16 protein-coding genes are annotated in these 19,537 nt (G+C 65.7%); 9 read left to right on the forward strand and 7 right to left on the reverse strand.

The window, feature by feature from the left end; translation table 11 throughout:
- Positions 1–188 precede the first annotated feature (188 nt).
- The 4 genes from A3AS_RS0138175 to A3AS_RS0138190 all read left to right on the forward strand — a co-directional run bounded on the left by A3AS_RS0138175 (position 189) and on the right by A3AS_RS0138190 (position 5,143).
- Positions 189–1,787: a GMC family oxidoreductase gene (locus A3AS_RS0138175; protein WP_018322695.1), complete on the forward strand. Its 1,599-nt coding sequence runs from the start codon at positions 189–191 to the stop codon at positions 1,785–1,787.
- Between the two features lie 7 nt (positions 1,788–1,794).
- Complete coding sequence (locus A3AS_RS0138180; RefSeq protein ID WP_018322696.1) at positions 1,795–2,241, forward strand: hypothetical protein; 447 nt, start codon at positions 1,795–1,797, stop codon at positions 2,239–2,241.
- Between the two features lie 92 nt (positions 2,242–2,333).
- Complete coding sequence (locus tag A3AS_RS0138185; protein WP_018322697.1) at positions 2,334–3,353, forward strand: S1C family serine protease; 1,020 nt, start codon at positions 2,334–2,336, stop codon at positions 3,351–3,353.
- A 59-nt stretch (positions 3,354–3,412) separates the two neighbouring features.
- Complete coding sequence (locus A3AS_RS0138190; protein ID WP_018322698.1) at positions 3,413–5,143, forward strand: FAD-dependent oxidoreductase; 1,731 nt, start codon at positions 3,413–3,415, stop codon at positions 5,141–5,143.
- A gap of 273 nt (positions 5,144–5,416) precedes the next feature.
- Here the strand turns inward: A3AS_RS0138190 and A3AS_RS0138195 are convergent, their stop codons facing one another.
- Positions 5,417–8,893 (reverse strand): indolepyruvate ferredoxin oxidoreductase family protein, encoded by a 3,477-nt coding sequence (locus A3AS_RS0138195; RefSeq protein ID WP_018322699.1) that lies wholly within the window; start codon positions 8,891–8,893, stop codon positions 5,417–5,419.
- Positions 8,894–9,057: 164 nt separating this feature from the next.
- Between A3AS_RS0138195 and A3AS_RS0138200 the strand changes: the two genes are divergently transcribed.
- The 3 genes from A3AS_RS0138200 to A3AS_RS0138210 all read left to right on the forward strand — a co-directional run bounded on the left by A3AS_RS0138200 (position 9,058) and on the right by A3AS_RS0138210 (position 12,628).
- The gene (locus A3AS_RS0138200) at positions 9,058–10,005 is read left to right on the forward strand and encodes a hypothetical protein (RefSeq protein ID WP_026202797.1); all 948 of its coding nucleotides are present in this window, start codon (positions 9,058–9,060) and stop codon (positions 10,003–10,005) included.
- Between the two features lie 246 nt (positions 10,006–10,251).
- Positions 10,252–10,950, forward strand: coding sequence for a cysteine hydrolase family protein (locus tag A3AS_RS0138205; RefSeq protein ID WP_018322701.1), 699 nt, complete (start codon positions 10,252–10,254; stop codon positions 10,948–10,950).
- Between the two features lie 10 nt (positions 10,951–10,960).
- Positions 10,961–12,628 (forward strand): xanthine/uracil/vitamin C permease, encoded by a 1,668-nt coding sequence (locus A3AS_RS0138210; protein WP_018322702.1) that lies wholly within the window; start codon positions 10,961–10,963, stop codon positions 12,626–12,628.
- A gap of 78 nt (positions 12,629–12,706) precedes the next feature.
- On the opposite strand, the gene A3AS_RS0138215 is transcribed toward A3AS_RS0138210, so the two are convergent.
- Positions 12,707–13,711, reverse strand: a complete 1,005-nt coding sequence (locus A3AS_RS0138215) for a helix-turn-helix domain-containing protein (protein ID WP_018322703.1) — start codon at positions 13,709–13,711, stop codon at positions 12,707–12,709.
- 164 nt (positions 13,712–13,875) lie between these two features.
- Between A3AS_RS0138215 and A3AS_RS0138220 the strand changes: the two genes are divergently transcribed.
- Both A3AS_RS0138220 and A3AS_RS0138225 read left to right on the forward strand, forming a co-directional pair.
- A complete protein-coding gene (locus tag A3AS_RS0138220; RefSeq protein WP_018322704.1) occupies positions 13,876–15,495 on the forward strand; it encodes a hypothetical protein in 1,620 nt (539 codons plus the stop codon).
- A 4-nt stretch (positions 15,496–15,499) separates the two neighbouring features.
- Complete coding sequence (locus A3AS_RS0138225) at positions 15,500–16,054, forward strand: hypothetical protein (RefSeq protein WP_245283390.1); 555 nt, start codon at positions 15,500–15,502, stop codon at positions 16,052–16,054.
- 2 nt (positions 16,055–16,056) lie between these two features.
- Here the strand turns inward: A3AS_RS0138225 and soxA are convergent, their stop codons facing one another.
- The 5 genes from soxA to A3AS_RS0138250 form a co-directional block, all read right to left on the reverse strand.
- Positions 16,057–16,836 carry a sulfur oxidation c-type cytochrome SoxA gene (gene soxA, locus A3AS_RS0138230; protein WP_018322706.1) on the reverse strand — a complete coding sequence of 260 codons (780 nt, stop codon included), beginning with the start codon at positions 16,834–16,836 and terminating at the stop codon, positions 16,057–16,059.
- The gene (soxZ, locus tag A3AS_RS0138235) at positions 16,833–17,150 is read right to left on the reverse strand and encodes a thiosulfate oxidation carrier complex protein SoxZ (protein WP_018322707.1); all 318 of its coding nucleotides are present in this window, start codon (positions 17,148–17,150) and stop codon (positions 16,833–16,835) included. Before soxZ ends, soxA begins: the two co-directional genes overlap by 4 nt.
- Positions 17,150–17,617 carry a SoxY-related AACIE arm protein gene (locus A3AS_RS0138240; RefSeq protein ID WP_018322708.1) on the reverse strand — a complete coding sequence of 156 codons (468 nt, stop codon included), beginning with the start codon at positions 17,615–17,617 and terminating at the stop codon, positions 17,150–17,152. Before A3AS_RS0138240 ends, soxZ begins: the two co-directional genes overlap by 1 nt.
- 8 nt (positions 17,618–17,625) lie before the next feature.
- Positions 17,626–18,066 carry a sulfur oxidation c-type cytochrome SoxX gene (gene soxX, locus A3AS_RS0138245; RefSeq protein ID WP_026202798.1) on the reverse strand — a complete coding sequence of 147 codons (441 nt, stop codon included), beginning with the start codon at positions 18,064–18,066 and terminating at the stop codon, positions 17,626–17,628.
- A gap of 196 nt (positions 18,067–18,262) precedes the next feature.
- Positions 18,263–19,534, reverse strand: coding sequence for an NAD(P)/FAD-dependent oxidoreductase (locus A3AS_RS0138250; RefSeq protein ID WP_018322710.1), 1,272 nt, complete (start codon positions 19,532–19,534; stop codon positions 18,263–18,265).
- Positions 19,535–19,537 lie beyond the last annotated feature (3 nt).

The raw sequence follows: 19,537 nt of genomic DNA on the forward strand, positions 1-19,537 counted from the left end.
TCGATTGCTCGTGCGCCTGTTCCTAGCATCCGGACGTGGCGATACCAATGGTCTGCGCCCTGCGAAGTGCGACATTCCGGCCCCGCGGCTTTACTCCCCGCCCGCTCTGACCCTATCGTTCGCAGGCCTTGCGGACCGTGCAGGCCGAATCGCCCGGGAAGCGGCGAGGGCGGGAGGAAAAGGTTGCGATGAAAGACCCCGTGGACGTCCTGATCATCGGCGCCGGCGCTTCGGGCGCGGCGGTGGCGTGGTCGCTGGCCGAGACCAAGATGCACATTCTCTGCCTGGAGCAGGGCGGCTGGATGAACCCGGCGGAATATCCCAGCACGGGCCGGGACTGGGAGGCCAAGTTCTACGGCGAGTGGTCGTCGAGCCCGAACGTGCGCGGCCGGCCCGAGGACTATCCGATCAACGACGACAATTCGCCGATCAAGGTCGTGAACTACAACGCGGTCGGCGGCTCCACGGTGATGTACACCGCGCACTGGCCGCGGCTGCATCCCTCCGATTTCAAGGTGAGGACGCTGGACGGCGTCGCCGACGACTGGCCGATCGATTACGACGCGCTGACCCCGTTCTTCGAGGAGAACGATCGGATCATGGGCACGTCGGGCTTGTCAGGCGATCCGCTCTCGCCGCTGACGCATCCGCCGATGCCGCAACAGCCGCTCGGATTGTCCGGCGCCATCATCGGCAAGGCCATGAACAAGCTCGGCTGGCACTGGTGGCCGTCGGATACGACGGTCGCGACGATGGACTATGAGGGCCGGGCGCGCTGCATCAATCTCGGCCATTGCACGCCGGCCTGCGCGCAAGGCGCCAAATCTTCCACCGACATCACCTATTGGCCACAGGCGATCCGTGCCGGCGTCGAGCTGCGCACCCATTGCCGGGTACGTGAGATCACCACCGACGAGAGTGGCATGGCCTCCGGCGTGGTCTATTACGACAAGGACGGCGTCGAGCAGTTCCAGCCCGCGCATGTCGTCATCATCGCCTGCAACGGCGTCGGCACGCCGCGGCTTTTGCTGAATTCGGCGTCAAACCGCTTTCCGAACGGCCTTGCCAATTCGTCGGGCCTCGTCGGCAAGAATTTGATGTTCCATCCCTATGCGCAGATCTACGGCTATGTGAAGGAGCCGACCGATAGCAACCGCGCGCCGCCGACCTGCCTGTGGAGCAAGCAGTGGTACGATACGGACCCCTCGCGCGGCTTCGTGCGCGGCTATGGCGTTCAGTTCGTGCGCGGGGCTGGGCCGGTGTTCGAGGCCGTCGTCAGCGAGCAGAAGGGCATTCTGCCCTGGGGCGAGGATCATCACCGCGTCTTCCGCAAGCTGAACGGCCACCGGCTCGGATTTTCCGCGATCTGTGAGGATCTGCCGGAGGAGCATAATCGCGTCACGCTCGATCCCGTCCTGAAAGACAGCCACGGCATTCCAGCGCCGAAGATCGACTACACCATCAGCGAGAACAGCCGGAAGATGATGGAGCATGCGCTGGCGCGCGGCCGGGAGATTTTGGAGACCGCCGGCGCCACCGATATCTGCATCAATTCGCCGATCCCCTGGGGCGGCTGGCACCTGCTCGGCACCGCGCGGATGGGCACCGACCCGGAGCGCTCCGTGGTCAATGAATGGGGCCGCACGCACGACGTCAAGAATCTCTTCATCGTCGACGGCAGCATCTTCGTCACGTCGGGCGGCGTGAACCCGACCTCCACCATCCAGGCCCTCGCGCTCTACATCGCCGACCAGATGAAGCAGCGCCTCGCCAATTTGTTTGATTAAGGCCGCCATGTCCGCAGACAATCTCACGCGCACCCAACGCGACGACCTCCGCAGCATCGCCGCGATGATCGTTCCCGCCAGCGGCGAGTACAAGGTGCCCGGCGCCGACGATCCCGCGATCCAGGCAGATATGCTCGCAACGCTTGGCCGCGATACCAAATTGGTCGCGGCCGCGCTGGATGATCTGGCGCGGCTGGCAGGAGCGCCGCTCGCCGAGCTCGATGCCACCAGACGCGATGCGGTGGCGCAGGAGTTTCGCAAGCACGGCGGCGTCGCCGCCGCGACGCTCGTCCGTGTCGTGCTGCAATGCTACTACCGCGACGACCGCGTGCTGGGTTCGCTGGGGATCGAGCTGCGGGCGCCATTCCCGAAGGGCCATGTGCTTCCGGATGGGGACTGGTCGCTGCTCGATCCGGTGAAGGCGAGGGCAGGCACGCTGCGGCGGGCGCCCTAGCCATCTGGGCAGTCCAGCCCTGCGCGCCCGACGGGCACCTTGCGCGGCCGGGCACAGGCCACCATCTGTGTGAGCCTTCAAGGACTCTTGCCATGCTGGATTTCACCTCAGATACCGTCGATGACGCCGCGTCATCGCGAACGACAGCATCTGCGCCGGCCGATGACCGGGCGTTGCTGGACGCCTATTCCAATGCCGTGATCGATGTGACCGACCGGGTCGGCCCCGCGGTCGTGCGTGTCGAGACCGGGCCAAAAGTGCCGAACGGCCGTGAGCGCGGCGGGCTCGGCTCGGGCATCGTGATCTCGCCTGATGGCCTCGTCCTCACCAACAGCCACGTGGTCGGCATGTCGAAGGAGATCCGGCTGCGCGACGTCGAGGGCCATGTCGGCGAAGCCCAGGTGCTCGGCGTCGATCCCGATACCGATCTTGCGCTGCTGCGCGCCAACGGCGTGCGCCATTTGCCCTATGCCGCGCTCGGCAATTCCAAGACGCTGCGCCGCGGCCAGCTCGTGATCGCGATCGGCAATCCGCTCGGTTTCGAATCGACCGTGACCGCCGGCGTGGTCTCGGCGCTCGGCCGCTCGATCCGCTCGGTGAGCGGGCGCACCATCGAGGACGTGATCCAGACCGACGCCGCGCTCAACCCTGGCAATTCCGGCGGCCCGCTGCTGTCGTCGAATGCCGAGGTGATCGGCATCAACACCGCCATCATCAACGGCGCTCAAGGCATCTGCTTCGCGGTCGCCAGCAACACCGCGCAATTCGTGCTGTCGGAGATCATCCGCCACGGCTATGTCCGTCGCGCCTATATCGGCGTCGCCGGACAGACCGCGCCGATCCCACGGCGGCATGCGGTGCTGGCCGGCATCGAAAACAAGATGGGCGCATTGCTCGCGCAGATCGAGCCGGATGGTCCGGCGGCGAAGGCGGGCCTGTTGCCTGGCGACGTCGTCATCAGGCTCGACGGCGTTGAGATCAACGGCGTCGACGATTTGATCCGCGTGCTCGACCGCGACCGCATCGGCCGGCGGCTCGCCATGGACGTGCTGCGGCTCGGCCGCCTGCGGGCGATCGATATCGACCCGATCGAGCGCAAGCCGCAGCGCTAGCGTGGGACGGGCGAGGCGGGGTATGACGGTGTCATGCCTCGCCTTCGGAAACCCGCCGCATGATGCCGGCGCATGAGACCTACGACGTCATTGTCATCGGCGCCGGTGCCGGCGGCATGACGGCGGCGGCCGTGGCCGCTGCGCAAGGCCTGCGCGTGCTGGTGATCGAGAAGACCGCGTTCGTCGGCGGCACCACCGCCTGGTCCGGCGGCATGGTCTGGATTCCGGCCAATGCCAGGATGAGGGAGGCCGGGCTCTCCGACAGCGTCGCGGATGCCGTCCAATATCTGTCGAGCACGGTGCCCGAGCCCGCCAATGCCGGTCTGCGTGCCGCCTTCCTCGCGCGCGGGCCCGAGGCGATCACCTATCTCGAAGCCAATACGGAAGTTCGCCTCCAGCCGGTGAAGGCTTGTCCGGATTGTTATCCGGAGCGGCTGGGCGCAACGGCTGGCGGCCGCGTGTTGGAGCCGGTCGGTTTCGACGGCACGCGGCTCGGCGGCGCTTTTGCGCGATTGCGGCCACCGTTGCCGGAGTTCACGCTGTTCGGCGGGATGATGGTCGATCCTCGCGACGTTCCGCATTTGCGCAGTGTTGGAAAATCGCTGCGCTCGACCCTGCGTGCGGCGCGGCTGATCTCTCGATATGCGCTGCAGCGGCTGCGGAGCCCGCGCGGCACGTCGCTGTATCTCGGCAACGCACTTGCCGCGCAGCTCTATACTTCGCTGCTGGCGCGGCAGGTTGAAGTTCTCTTCAGCGCCGATGTCGAAGACCTCTCGATGCAGGGCGACCGCGTCAGTGGCGTGGTGATCCGTCATGGCTCGCGCGACCGGCCGATCGCAGCGCGCCGCGGCGTGGTGCTGTCAACCGGCGGGTTCTCGCACGACGCCGTATTGCGCAAGCGCTTTTTCCCGGCGGCGGCTGGCTTCGTCTCGGCGACCAACCCTTCCAGCACCGGCGACGGACTTCGGCTGGCGGCAGCGACAGGCGCCGCGCTCAATGCGGATGCGACCAGCCCGGCCTATTGGGTGCCGGCCTCGCTATTCCGCCGCGCCGACGGCAGCCGCGGCGTGTTCCCGCACCTTGTGGCCGACCGCGCCAAGCCCGGCGTGATCGCCGTCAACACAGCGGGCCGACGTTTCGTCAACGAGGCGCTGTCTTACCACGAATTCGTGCTGGCCATGCTGCGCGACGGCAATGCCGAGCCGGACCGGCTGTTCTATTTGATTTGCGATCGCCGGTTCCTGTGGGCTTACGGCCTCGGCCGGATCAGGCCGTTCACGCGGAGCTATCGGCGCTATGTGGCGAGCGGCGAGTTGATCGAGGCGCCTGATATCGCGGGCCTGGCGGCGAAGATCGGCATCAAGCCGCCGGTGCTGGCGGCGACGATCGCGAGCTACAACGAAGGCGCGAAGGAGGGGCGCGATGGCGAATTCGGCCGCGGCAGCACCATCTATCAGCGCCACCTCGGCGATATCAGCCACAAGCCTAATCCCTGCGTCGCGCCCATCCTCCGCGCCCCGTACTTCGCGATGCGCATCCATCCGGCCGATCTCGGCACGGCCGTCGGCATGAAGGTCGATCCGCAAGCCCGGGTGCTGCGCGCGGACGGCACGCCGATTGCGGGCCTTTATGCCTGCGGCAATGACATGGGCTCGATCATGAACGGGAATTATCCGGGACCGGGCATCACGCTGGGGCCGGCACTGGTGTTTGGATATATCGCAGGAAGGCATCTGGCGGAGGGAAGCGTCACACGTGAGACCGCTGCAGGCGTGTCGGCGTCGGTTTAGCTATTTCCACCGCTGCCATGCTCCGCGAAAGCGGGGCATGCAGTACGCCGCGGCCCATCGGTTCAATCACAACCGCCTCGGAGTACTGGATCGCCCGGTCCCGGCTCCGCCAAGGCTACGCCGCGGCCCACACGAGCACACGAGCGCTTGGCACGCCGAAGCTTCAGCGAAGGCGGCAAGCCGGGCGATGCACTGAGTATGTGGCGAGACTCTGGATTGCTTCGTCGCAAGGGCTCCTCGCAATGACGGGGAGAGAGCCTGCGTTCTTAGCCGCTACTCCGCCGCCGCCGCAAAACGGCTGTTCTCCAGCTCCGCCTCCAGCCGCGCCGTCTCGGCCGCCGCCAGCTTGATGTTGGCCTCCTTGACGTGGCCGAAGCCTCGGATCGCCTCGGGCACGCGCGCGAGGCGTGCCAGCAGCGGGATCTGCTCTGCCTTCAGCCCGGCCATCCGCTGATCGATCATCGCCAGATAATCCTCAACCAGCTTGCGCTCGGTCCGGCGCTCCTCGGTGCGGCCAAACGGATCGAGCGCGCTGCCGCGCAGGAACTTGAGCTTGGCGAGAACGCGGAAGGCATGGATCATCCAGCCGCCGAACTCCTGCTTCTGCAGCCGGCCCGTCGACTTGTCGCGCTTGGCGAAGATCGGTGGTGCCAAATGGTATTTCAGGGTGAAGTCGCCGTCGAATCTCTCCGAGACCTTCTTCGCGAAGCTGCCGTCGGTGTAGAGCCGGGCGACCTCGTACTCGTCCTTGTAGGACATCAGCTTGAACAGATTTTTCGCGACGGCCTCGGTCAGCTCGGTTGACGCGGGAGAGGCGAATGTTTCCGCCTTGCGTACCTTGGCGACGGCCGCGAGATAGCGGTCGGCATAGGCCTTGTCCTGATAGCTGGTCAAAAACTCCGTGCGCGTCGCGATGATGTCGTCGAGCGACTTCGTCGGCGCCGACGCTCGGCTCTTGAACTGCAGCACGCTGCGCACCCGCGACATGTCGTGGGCGGCCAGGCGTCCCCAGGTGAAGGCGAGCTTGTTCATCTCGATCGCGGCACCGTTGATCTCGATGGCGCGCAGCAGCGCCTCCAGCGACAGCGGGATCGCGCCCTTCTGGAAGGTGAAGCCGAGCATGAAGGGGTTGGTGGCGATGCTGTCGCCCATCAGCGCGGCGGCAATGCCCGTGGCGTCGATAATATCGAGGTTCTTGTCGCCGACGGCGTCGCGCAGCACGGTCTGCATCGTGCCCATCTCGAAGTCGAGATCGGGGTTTTGCACGAAGCTCGCGGTCGGCTGCAAATCGGCGTTGATGTAGGCTTTGGTCACGCCACGTTCGGCGCGGCTGAGCGCGGTGGGGCCGGCCGAGACGATCATGTCGCAACCGAGAATGACGTCGGCGCCGCCGGTGGTGATGCGGACCGCGGAGATGTCTTCAGGCTTCCGTGCGATGCGGACATGGCTCATCACGGCGCCGTTCTTCTGCGACAGGCCGGTGAAGTCGAGCGCCGAGCAGCCGCGGCCGTCGACATGGGCCGCCATGCCGAGCAGGGCGCCGATGGTGATGACGCCGGTGCCGCCGATGCCGGTGACGAGGATGTTGTAGGGCGCGTCCAGCTCGCGTGCGGGCGGCAGCGGCAAATCGGCGAACAGCTGGCCGGAATCGACGGCCGAAGTCTTCATGCGCTTGAGCGAACCGCCATGGACGGTGACAAAACTCGGGCAAAAGCCCTCGACGCAGGAAAAGTCCTTGTTGCAGTTCGACTGGTCGATCTGGCGCTTGCGGCCGAACTCGGTCTCCAGCGGCTGCACCGAGACGCAGTTGGAGGCCTGCGAGCAGTCGCCGCAACCTTCACAGACCAGGTCGTTGATGAAGGCGCGCTTGGCGGGATCGGGATAAAGCCCGCGCTTGCGGCGTCGGCGCTTTTCCGCGGCGCAGGTCTGATCGTAGATCACGACCGTGAGACCCTTGATGTCGCGCAGCTCGCGCTGGACAGCATCAAGCTCGCGGCGGTGATGGATGGTCGCGCCTTGCGGGAAGTAGTTCCCTTGCGGATACTTGCCCGGATCGTCCGAGACGATTGCCAGGCGCTTGATGCCCTCGGCCCAGACCTGATGCGCGATCTGCGCGACGTTAAATGCGCCTTCGGCGGGCTGGCCGCCGGTCATCGCGACGGCGTCGTTATAAAGGATCTTGTAGGTGATGTTGATGCCGGCGGCCGAGGCGGCGCGGAGCGCCAACAGCCCGGAATGGGTGTAGGTGCCGTCGCCGAGATTCTGGAAGATGTGCGTCTCGCTCGTGAAGGGCGACTGGCCGATCCAGTTCACGCCCTCGGCGCCCATATGCGAGATCAGATCGGTGCGGCGTGTCGGCATGCTCAGGGCCATGCCGTGGCAGCCAATGCCGGCCATGGCGCGGCTGCCTTCAGGCACGCGGGTCGAGGTGTTGTGCGGACAACCCGAGCAGAAGAACGGCGTGCGAGCCAGCTTGATCTGCGTGCCGGTGGTGACCGGATTGTCAAAGGCCTCGAGCCGGGCGAGGCGCTGCTCCAGCACCGGGCTGTGATGGCCGAGCTTGCGCAAGCGCGCCACCAGCGCGCCGGCGACGATGGTCGGCGTCAGCTCGCCCTCGCTCGGGAGCAGCGGCGCGCCGCTTTCGTCGCGCTTGCCCGTGATCGTCGGGCGCCGCGATGCATCGATGTTGTAGAGGATGCGCATCAGCTGGTCTTCGATGAAGCCGCGCTTCTCCTCGACCACGAGCACGTCCTGAAGACCATCGGCGAAACGCTTGGCGCCGCTTTCTTCCAGCGGCCAAGTCAGGGCAACCTTGTAGATGCGAAGACCGAGGTCCTGCGCGTCCTTGTCGGTGATGCCGAGATCAGCCAGCGCCTGGCGCAGATCGAGATAGGCCTTGCCGGTCGCGACGATGCCGAGCCGCGCAGGCTTGGAATCGAGCACGATGCGGTCGAGCTGGTTGGCGCGGGCGAAGGCCTGCACCGCAGCCATCTTCGGGCCGAACAGGCGCCGCTCCGCTTCCAGCGGCGGATCGGGCCAGCGGATGTTGAGGCCGCCGGGCGGCATCTCGAAATCGTCAGGGAGCACGATCTTGATGCGTTCAGGGTCGCTGTCGATCGACGCCGAACTCTCCACGGTTTCGCTGATCGCCTTGAAGCCGACCCAGCAGCCGGAGAAGCGCGACAGCGCAAAACCGTAGAGGCCGAGATCGAGATAGTCCTGCAGCGTCGCCGGATTGATCACGGGGATCAGCGCAGCTGCGAACACCTGCTCGCTCTGATGCGCCAGCGTCGAGGACTGGCAGCCGTGGTCGTCGCCGGCCAGCGCAAGCACGCCGCCGTTGAGCGAGGTGCCGGCGGCGTTGGCGTGCTTGAGGGCATCGACCGAGCGGTCGACGCCTGGGCCCTTGCCGTACCAGATGCCGAATACGCCATCGACCTTGGCGCCCGGAAACAAGCCGACCTGCTGGCTGCCCCAGACCGCAGTCGCCGCCAGATCCTCGTTCAGGCCAGGGACGAAGGCGATGTCATGCTGCTGGAGGTGCGACTTCGCGCGCCACAGCGCGTGGTCGTACATGCCGAGCGGGGAACCGCGATAGCCGGAGATGAATCCGCCGGTGTTGAGGCCCTGGAGCCGGTCGCGTTCGCGCTGCAACATGGGCAAGCGAACCAGAGCCTGTGTGCCGGACAGGAAGATCCGCTTCGATTCGAGCCGGTATTTGTCGTCCAGCTCGACCTGCAACAGCGTCATTTCGGCAGTCCTTGTGTGGTAGTCCGGCGAGGGATTTTGCGCCGCGGGAGGCTTGCGGCTTTGCGAAGCGAGAGATGCCAGTCAAGAGCATGGGCCGGCGAAGTCAATATCGCTGGCCGCATCCGTGGCGCTCCTGCTAGTCATGGCTTCCAGTGGAGAACATCATGGCTGCAAACGCATTCGACACCGAGATCACAGCGACGGCCGAGGCCCTGATTGGACCGTGGCGCCAGCCGCGTCAGATGCTGCAAGCGCAAACCTATGATGCGCACGCGTCCATTCACGACGACGCCACCGCGCAGAAGCTCGGCTTCAAGGGCGGCACCATCGAAGGCCCGACGCATTTCAGCCAGTTCGCTCCGCTCTGCGCGCAGCTGTGGGGACACACCTGGTTCGAAACCGGCTGCCTGTCCGCGCATTATCGCAGCGTCTGCTATGAGGGCGAGGAGGTGCAGGCGATTCTGTCGAAGCCACTGCCCGGGACAAGCCAGTGCCAGATCCAGATGGTCAAGCGCGACGGCACCGAGGTGCTGCGCGGCACGGCTTCGGTCGGTGAACCGCACGCAGCGACTGCGCTGGAGGCGCGCCTCGCCGAGCTCAAGCCGCTCGCCGATCCCGTGATCCTGCGCGACGTCAAGGTGGCGCAGACCGGCAAGCGACAGACGGTCCGCATGGCGTTCGATCAGACCATGGGCGACCTCTATCCGTTCTCGCTGCGGCAGAAGCTCGCCGTCATCACCGAGAATTCGCCGTACTATTCCGGCGCCGGCAACCCCTGGGGCAGACCGATCATCCCGATGGAGATGCTGAGCGTGCTGTTCCAGTATCGCTCGAAGGACGATCCGCTCCCGGCCAAGGGCCCGGCCGTCGGCCTGTTCGCCGATCAGGAGATCCGGCTGATCAAGGGCCCGCTCTTCGAGGGCGAGGAGTACGAAGTCGAGCGCGAGGTGGTCGCGCTCTCCGGCAGCCGCCGCACCGAAAGCGCCTGGGTCAGGACACGCGTGTTCGACAAGGCGGGCACCATGGTGGCCACCATGCTGCTGAACATGGCGACGATGAAGGACTCCTATGCGCCGTACGAGGAAGAGTATCGGCAGCTGTATGGGGCGTAGGAGCGATGGCTGCACCCTCTCCCCTTGTGAGGGGAGAAGGGAAGAATGCTGCCAATCGGCCGCCCATCCTTTAAGCAGATGCACGCGGGGAAGCGTCGCACAGGGAATATGCAGGCGCCGATCGCTTGCGTAACCTTCTGACTACACAACGAATTCCCTCGCGTCCGGCGCTCCACCGCAATTGTACACAATGGCACGGCGCTTGCAGAACTCCGGCAAAGAGAGTTCTCGCGAGGGGCGGGCGTCATGCTGGACTCGAGCAAGTCGACATTGGGCGTCATCAGCGCCGAGCCCGAGCCGATCAGGCTCGACTGGCCGAGCACCGCGCTTCTCATCATCGACATGCAGCGCGACTTCATGGAGCCCGGCGGCTTCGGCGAGACGCTCGGCAACGACGTCAGCCAGCTTGCGCGCGCGGTGAAGCCGATCGGCACAGTGCTGACGGCGGCGCGCGACACCGGCATGCTGGTGATCCACACCCGCGAGGGCCATCTGCCCGATCTCTCCGACGCGCCGCCGGCGAAAGTCGAACGCGGCGCGCCGTCTTTGCGCATTGGCGACCCCGGTCCGATGGGCCGCATCCTCATTCGCGGCGAGGCCGGTCACGACATCATTCCTGAGCTCTATCCGCTCGACAGCGAGATCGTGATCGACAAGCCCGGCAAGGGCGCGTTCTACGCCACCGAGCTCGGCGACGTGCTGGAGAAATACGGCATCGAGAATTTGCTGGTGTGCGGCGTCACCACCGAAGTGTGCGTCAACACCACAGTGCGCGAGGCCAATGACCGCGGCTACCGCTGCGTCGTCATGTCGGACGGCTGCGCATCCTACTTCCCCGAGTTTCACGAGATGGGCCTGAAGATGATCAAGGCCCAGGGCGGCATCTTCGGCTGGGTCGCAACCTCAGCCGCAGTTCTGGAGGCAATGAAGGTTTCGACCACATAGGGGTATTGTCATGAGCACATTGACGGGGACGGCCGGCAAATCTGACTTGAACAAGTCCGAGTTCAAGCCGGCGCTATGGACATCGGGCGACTGGAACGCGTTTTTCGGCTTCGGCACCAACATCCTCGTCAACATGCTGGTGCTCACGGGACTCCTGCGCTTCGTCTTGAAGATGCCGGACAGCCTGGTGTTCGGCCGCATCCTGCCCGCGCTAGGGCTGATGATGTGCCTCTCGACCTTCTACTACGCCTACCTCGCCTACCGTTTGGCGCAGAAGACCGGCCGCAACGACGTCTGCGCGCTGCCCTCGGGCGTCAGCGTGCCGCACATGTTCATCGTCACCTTCGTGATCATGCTGCCGATCACGCTGAAGACCGGTGACCCGCTCAAGGGCTGGTCGGCCGGCCTCGTCTGGGTGTTCTTCCAGAGCTTCATTCTCATGATCGGCGGCTTCATAGCGCCATTCATCCGCAAGATCACGCCGCGCGCGGCGCTGCTCGGTACGCTCGCCGGCGTCTCTGTCACCTTCATCTCGATGCGGCCGGCGCTTGAGATGTATATGACGCCGCAGATTGGTCTCGTCTGCTTCGCCATCATCCTGGTGAGCTGGTTCGGTGGCGTGAAATATCCGCGCGGCATTCCCGCAGGCCTCGTCGCGATCGCAGTCGGCATGATCATCGCCTGGGGTTCGAACCTGTTCGGTCTTGGCCTCGGTGGACTTAGCGTCAAGGGTGTCGGCGATGCCTTCGCCACTTTCGGCTTCTCGGTGCCGATTCCCGCCGTGGGCTACGTGTTCTCCGGCTTCGAATTCCTCGGCATCATCCTGGTCACCGCCATTCCGTTCGGCATCTATGACCTCGTCGAAGCCATGGACAATGTCGAGAGCGCGGAAGCCGCCGGCGACGAATATCCAACCACGCGGGTGCTCACGGCGGACGGCGTCGTCAGCCTGATCGGCTGCCTGATGGGCAATCCCTTCATCAACGCCGTCTATATCGGCCATCCCGGCTGGAAGGCAATGGGCGGCCGTATCGGTTACTCCGCCGCAACCGGCATCATGGTGATCGTGCTGGCCTGGTTCGGCATCATCTCGGTGCTGCTGGCCCTCGTGCCCGTGGTCGCGATCTCGCCGATCCTACTCTACATCGGCATGCTGATCGGCGCCCAGGCGTTCCAGACCACGCCGGTCAAGCACGCGCCCGCGATCGTGCTGGCGCTGACCCCGCATCTGGCCGCCTGGGCCAAGCTGCAGATCGACACGATGCTGGGCTCGACCATGAATGCGGCGGCAACCGTCGGCGGCATGGCGGCCGACAAGGCCGACGCGGTGAAGGCTGCCGCGATCGCCGCGCTGCCGCAGCAGGGCGTGTTCTACCACGGACTGGAGGTGATGGGCGGCGGCTCCATCCTCGGCGGCCTCATCCTGGGCGCGATCGGCGTCTTCATCATCGAGCGCGACTTCGAGAAGGCATCAGGCTTCGCGCTGGTCGGTGCGGTCCTGACCTATTTCGGCTTCATGCATGGCGAGGCCGTCGGCATCGGCGGCGGATTCGGTGTCACGCCCGCCGTTGCGCTGGCCTACGCCGCGATGGCCGCCGGCCTGTTCGCGGCCAGCAAGCTTGGCGCCGGCGGACACTATGCCGCCCATCCGGAGATGTCGGCCGCGCCGGCGGAATAGGAGAAGCGAAGCGGAGATTGCGGCCGGGCGGCGATATGCTGCCCAGCCGTTTCCTTTCAAGCCGCACGACAAGGCAAGTCAACCGAGCTGGTTGATCCACTCGCGGAATAGCTCCGGGCCAGCGTCGACGGCAGCTGCGAGATCGCGGGAGTCGCGCGCTGCGCGCGGCGAGTAGCCGAAGCGTTGCCGGAAGCTGCGGCTGAAATGGGCCTGGCTCACGAAGCCGAATTCAGCTGCGATCTCCGCATTCCAGCGGTCTTCGTCGGCGTCATCCAGCAGCACATGGATCGCCTCGAGCCGCCGTCCGCGGATGTAATCGGCGACGCCCGCGAGCGGCGTGAAGACCCGATAGAGCACCGAGCGCGACACGCCGATCTCGCGGCAGATGGTTGCCACCGAGAGATCTGGGTGACCGAGATTCTGATCGATGAAACGGCTGGCGCGATGAAGGATGGCGATGTCGCGCCGGGCGAGCCCTTGCTCGCGCGGCCGCGCGGCCATGCCGAAACATCCGCGCAGCAGCCCGAGCGTCGTCTGGACCGCCTCGGGCGCCTCGTTCCCGTCCATCGCCGGAAGCCGTCGTCGCAGCAGTCCCATCTGATCGGCGAGCACGCGGCCGGCGGCGCCGTCGAGGACGAGCCCGTGCAGGTCGAGACCATCGGGCGCGGCGTTGACGATCGCATCGCGCTCGACGTCGAGGCTGACCGTGTCGGTCGCCGTGGCGATGCCGTCGAAGCGCCGGGTCAGGTCGAGCACTAGCACCTGGCCGGGGCCGGCCGAGATCGGCTCGCCGTCGACCTCGCCGCTCCAGGCGCCGCGACGGAGCAGCAGCAGCGCGAATGAGTTGCGGCCATCGGCCTTTGCCAGCGCGGCGGTTCGGGTGAAGCGCACGGGCCCCATCCTGGTGGATGCGGCCACCAGGCCGCCCAGCAGCCAGGCCTCGGCCAGAACCTCGAAGTCGTCGCTGGACGTGCCTTCGGGGACCGACACCTCGTAATGGGTGAGAATCGCGCGGTAGCGATCGAGCCGCTCGGCGGCGGGTAGCTCCGCTGTATCGAACCGCAGATACGGAATTTTCGTCATGCCAGGCCGCTCCCTCCGGCAGTTGGTCTGCAAATTGGGACGATCAGGCAAGTTTCCACGCCGTCGAACCGCAGTCTCCGGACATGAATATTCATATTATCGCGCGCGGGCCAGACGTGAGTGTTTGCCGGCCCGCGCAATTAGCAATGACGTGAAGGTGAGCGATGAGCGAGCAGGGGATGGCGGTTGCGTTGAAGCCGGCTGAGGGTCGGATCGTCGAGAGAAGGACGTCGGCCGCGAGGGGGGCTGCGCGCCGCGGGTGCGGCCGGCCCTTGCTCGGGAATTTCGCGGCTGCTGCAATCGCGCTCGCCTTCGCCTGGCTGGATGCCTCATCCGCGCGGGCGCAGTTCGTCTGCGTCGATGCCAGCAACAGTGCCGCCGGTGCAACCGCAAGCTCGTTTTCAAGCGTCGCTTGCGGAGCCAATGCAAGCGCGACGACCGAGGGCGCCGCATACGGCGCTTCGAGCGCTGCCGGTTCGGAGGCCTCGGCCTTTGGTGCCGGAAGCCTCGCCGCAGGCGGCATGAGCACGGCGCTGGGCTATCACAGCTATGCGGGCGGCTTCTGGAGCACGGCGGCCGGCGCCTCGAGTTCGGCCAGCGGCGCCAACGCTTCGGCTTTCGGCTACCAGAGTTCCGCGTTAGGCTTTGCCGGCACGGCGATCGGCTACCAGGCGGCCGCTGGCGCCTTTGCTAGTGCGGCCGTAGGCTATGGAGCGGCAGCAGGCGGCATTGCCAGCACGGCGGTTGGCAACGCCAGTCGGGCGCTCGCCGACAACGCCTTGGCGATAGGTGCCAGCGCCAACGTTTATGCAGCGGGCACAAACGGCACGGCGGTCGGCTACAATACCGGAGTGAATGGTGCCAACAGCACCGCGGTCGGCGCGAGCAACAGCGTCACCGGCACCAACAGCGGTGCATTCGGCACCGGCCAGACCGTGCGCGGCAATGGCAGCTACGCCATCGGCGATCCCAATACGCTGAACGGCAATGGCAGCTTCGTGCTCGGCGACAACAACACCGTCAACGGCACCAACCAGACCGGCCGGGGCGACAACGTCAATGTGGTCGGCTCCAACAACGCGGTGGCCGGCACGGCGAGCGCTGCCGGATCCTCCGTGTTCGGCTCCGGCAACACCGTCAATGCGCCCAATGCGCTGGTGATGGCGAACGCGGGGACCGTGACCGGCGCGGGCGGCATCGCAATCGGCAACACCGTTTCGGTCACTGGGGCCAATGCCTTCGCTATCGGCAACAATTCCAGCGCCGGCTTTGCCAATTCCGCCGCCTTCGGCAATGGCGCCACAGTGACCCGCGCCAACCAGCAGACGTTCGGCACGGCCGGCAACACCTACACTATGGCCGGCATCACCTCTTCGGCCAGCAAGGCTGCGCAGAGCGGCACGACCCAGCTTGTCACTTCCGATGGCGCCGGCAATCTCGCGACCACGACGCTTGCCAATCTCGGCATCGCCTCGGCCAGCGATCTCAGCGCCATCAACGGCCAGCTCGCCAGCATCAACGGCCGCCTCGACGACCTCAGCAGCCGGACCAGCAAGGTGACCAGCGGCGTCGCCATGGCCTTTGCCATGGCCGGCGTGCCGACGCTGCTGCCGAATGAGAGTTTTGCCGTGACCATGAACTACGGGACCTTCGAGCGGGCCAACGGTCTCGCGTTCAACGCGGCACTACGTCTCAATCAGAACATGCAGTTCAACGGCGGAATAGGTTACGGACCCGACCAGCGGGTCGCCGGCGGACGCGTCGGCTTGCGCATGGGCTGGTGAGTGTATGGTCGTATCGCCACGATTGATCGTAGGTACGATCCTCATCGCAGCCTGCGCACCCATGCGTGCGGAGACGCAATCACCGCCTTCCGGCTTTGCGGATCGTTGGGCGGTTCAGCCCGCCGCGGCCCCGACACGACAGGGCGGGCCGCAGGTCACCGTCGAGCAGGCACTCTATCTGATCCGCTCCTCGCTCCTGACGTTGAATGACGCCAATCGCTCCGGCAATTATTCGGTGTTGCGCGACCTTGCCGCACCTGAATTCCAGGCCAGGAATAGTGCCGCCGATCTCGCGCTTGCGTTCTCCGACCTGCGGGCCCGCAAGTTCGACCTGTTTGGAGCCGCACTTCTCGCCCCGCGATTGTCGGCGGCACCCAACGTCAATGGCCGCGGCATGCTGCGGCTCAGCGGCACCATTCCGACGAGGCCGTTGCAGATCGATTTCGATCTGATGTTTCAGGATGTCGGCGGCAGCTGGAGGCTCCATGGACTATCGGTCGCGACACCCGCGGCTGCGGCCGAAGCCACCTCGCCACAAGCGGAAGCCTCAAAGCACTAGTCTCAGGGCCGGACAGCCGGCGTCTCCATCGGCAAGCCGCGCGCCCGCGACGTCAGATAAAGCTCGAGCGCGACCAGCTCGGGCGAGCCGTAATCATAGGCCTGGGCGCGGACGCCGCTCATGCAGCTGCGCAGCCGTCGCTCCAGCGATCCCAGCGTTTGCCATTCGAGGCGGTAGAGCGGATAGCCGGTCGGCTGTCCCTGCGTGATCGGCGCGCCCGCAAGGCGCTTGTCGAAATTGTCGTCGTGGCAATTGGTGCAGGCGAGGTTGAGCTGGCCCTCGCGCTGCATGAAGAGGTCGCGGCCTTGCTCCACGAAGGGCTTTGCTTGCGGATCGTCGCCGGCGGTGATCGCGACACCGCGCGATTGATGGGCGACGAAGGTGGACAGCGCCAGGAGGTCGCGGCTCTCGTAAGGCAGTGGCGACGCCTGCTGATGATTGGAGCGGCAGAGATTGATGCGCTGGTCGAGCGTGACGGGGCGACTGAGCGCCTTGTCGAAGGCCGGGTAGCGTGCGGCAACACCCTTCATGCTGGTGCGTGCATCGCCATGGCAATCCGCGCAGGCTTTCTCGGCGCTGCCGGTCTTCTTGTCCCATAGCTGTTCGCCATCGAGCACGAACAGCATGCCGGGATTGGAGGTGTCGTCGTCCTGCATGGCGCGCGTGTCCGGGCCCATGAAGGAGTAGCCGGACCGGCGCGCATCGTGCGGGACTTCACCAGCGAGCAGGGCAGGCGCTGCGGCGAACAATGCGGCCGCCGCTATCGCGCGCCAAACGCTCATTCGACAATGATCGATGCCGACGCGGTGGAGGAATAGCCGTTGTCGCCGATCCACTCGAACTCGAACTTGCCGCTTTCCCTGGCGACCGTGAAGAACGACAGATAAGGATTGGCCGCGATCGCAGGAAACAGATCGGCGCGGAAGATCTCGGCGCCGTTGTAGCGGCAGGTGAAGCTCGTGATGATGTCGCGCGGCACCAGCTTGCCTTCTGTGGTATGGCGGAAGCCTGTTTCCATGATATGCGAGGTCAGCGTGCGGATCTCGATGACGTCGCCGCGCTTGGCCTTCGCGGGAACGTTGATAAGCGCGGCCATCAGTTCATCTCCTCGGTGCAGGCGGCCAGCGTCACGACCACGTCGGCGGCGACCTGCCAGAACGTGTCGTCGGACAGGTGTGCGATCGCAACCACCTTCTGGGTGTCGGCGAGGCGGATGCGGGTCGAGATTTGGGCGCGGCCGGTGGAGGGGCCGAAATAGAAATTGCCGATGTTCGGCTGCGGGTTCTTCTCGTTGAAGACGTGGATGCTCTTGACGTGGTCGTCCGCCGTCATCGGGCTTGCAACGCTCACCGTCATCGGCACGGTGTTGCCGTTCTCGACCAGCGGCGGAATGTCGAGCTTCACCCTGCCGGTGCGAATTGGTGCTTCGCCGACGACATTGCGGATTGCGATGTTGAGCATCGCGGGCGTCGCGTGAAGCGGACGCAGGGTGACGATCGGGATCGTCCCGGCGGCCGTCACGCCTCCGGCGAGGCTCAGAAATTGTCGTCGCGTGGTTGGCATGAACAGTCCTAGTCGCGAAGCGTTGCAAGAAAAGCCACGATGTCCTCGATCTCCGCCGCCGACAAGATCGGCTTTCCGGCAAAATTGCGTCCGACTCGCACGAGGTCGCCGTTGCGATAATAGGACGGCATGATGGTGTCCGGGTTGAAGCGCGCCGCATCGACCAGCCGAAGCCGCAACTGACTCACCGACCATCGGTTCCCGGCGCCTGTGAGGTCAGGCGCGAGATCTCCCTGGAACCGCGTTTCCGGGAAAGGGCCGGAATGGCAGAGGATGCAGGTCGTGGTGCGCGCCAGCACCAGCGCGCGGCCGCGCACGGCATCGCCTGGCGTGCCCGTGAGAGAAGCCGGGATGCCTTCGCCTACGATCTTGTAGGGCGCGAGTTCGTCTGCCTTGGCAAGCGAGGACAGGGCGAGGCTCGCCGCGATGAACGCAGCAACCGCAGAAATCGGACTGGGTGCACGGTGCCGCCGCGAACTCCGCTTACCTCTCCCGCTTGCGGGAGAGGTCGCCGCGCAGCGGCGGGTGAGGGCTTTTTCCTCTTGGGGAGTCTCGCGAGTGGAGACACCCTCTCCCCAACCCTCCCCCGCAAGCGGGGGAGGGAGCGCACCTAGCTCGTGGCGGCAACTTGGTCCCATCATCGCTCTAACCAAAGACGTCCGCCGTGATGATTTGAAACCAGCGCTCGGCTTCGGTCGCCTCGCGGGCGCGCAATTCGCGCGGGGCATCGACTGGGCTCGTCGCGCCGCCCTCGACCTCGGCAAAGATGTCGCCTTTCGGCTGATAATTGCCTGCAAGCAAAAATCCATAGCCTGGCGCGACGGTGTTGTAGCAGACGCCGGTCAGCCGTGGCGTCTCGGGTGCTCGGTCCGCGAGCAAAGCGACGATGGCAGCGGCGCAAGCCTTGCCCTGCCCGCTTGCGGCCGAGGCCGATTTGGGAATGCCGTCGCCGAGGCAGGCGTCGCCGATGACGTGGATGTTCTTGACGAGCTTCGACTCGAAGGTCACGGGATCGATCGGACACCAGCCGGTGTGGTCCGCCACGCCTGCGATCTCGGCAATGCGTCCCGCGCGTTGCGGCGGAATGACATTGGCGACATCTGGCGTGTAGTTGCCGAACTCGGTGACAATGGTCATGGTCGCCGGATCGACTGAGGTCACGCGGCCGCCTTGTGACAGCGCGATGCGCTCGATCATGTCGCCATAGAGCTCCTTCCACGCCCTCTCGAACAGCCGCTGCTGGGAGAAATTGTCCTTGGCGTCGAGGATCAGAACTCTCGAGCGTGGCTTGTTCGTCTTCAGGTAATGCGCGATCAGGCTGGCGCGCTCGTATGGCGCGGGCGGGCAGCGCGAGGGATTAGCGGGGATTGCGATCGCGACGGTGCCGCCGTCAGCCATTGCCTCCAACTGCCTGCGCAGCAACAGCGTTTGCGCGCCGGCCTTCCAGGCGTGCGGCATCTTCTCCGATGCGGCGTCGTCATAGCCGGGCAGGGCTTCAAAGTGGAAGTCGATGCCGGGCGAGAGCACGAGGCGGTCATAGGCAAACGTGGCGCCATCGGCGGCCGTCACGCTGCGCTTTTGCGCGTCGACGGCCGTCGCGGCCTGAGCAGCGACGGTGACGCCCTCGGCGGCGAGCCTGTCATAGCCGAACTGCTGCGCGTCGATCTCGCGCAAGCCGGCGATCACCTCGTTGCTGAAGGGGCACGACGTGAAGGTCTTGTTCGGCTCGATCAGCGTCACCTGCAAGCCCGCCTGCGCACGCTTGAGCGCCCGCGCGCAGGCCGCTCCACCAAAGCCGCCGCCGACCACGACGATGCGGCCTGCGGATTGCGCGCGCAGGATCGAGGGGACGGCAAACGATGTGGCCGCGGCGGTGATGCCGAGAACGGCATTCCGCCGTGTCACCGGCGCATTCATGAA

Origin of the sequence: Bradyrhizobium sp. WSM2793, assembly GCF_000379585.1 — a bacterium.
Lineage (GTDB): Bacteria > Pseudomonadota > Alphaproteobacteria > Rhizobiales > Xanthobacteraceae > Bradyrhizobium.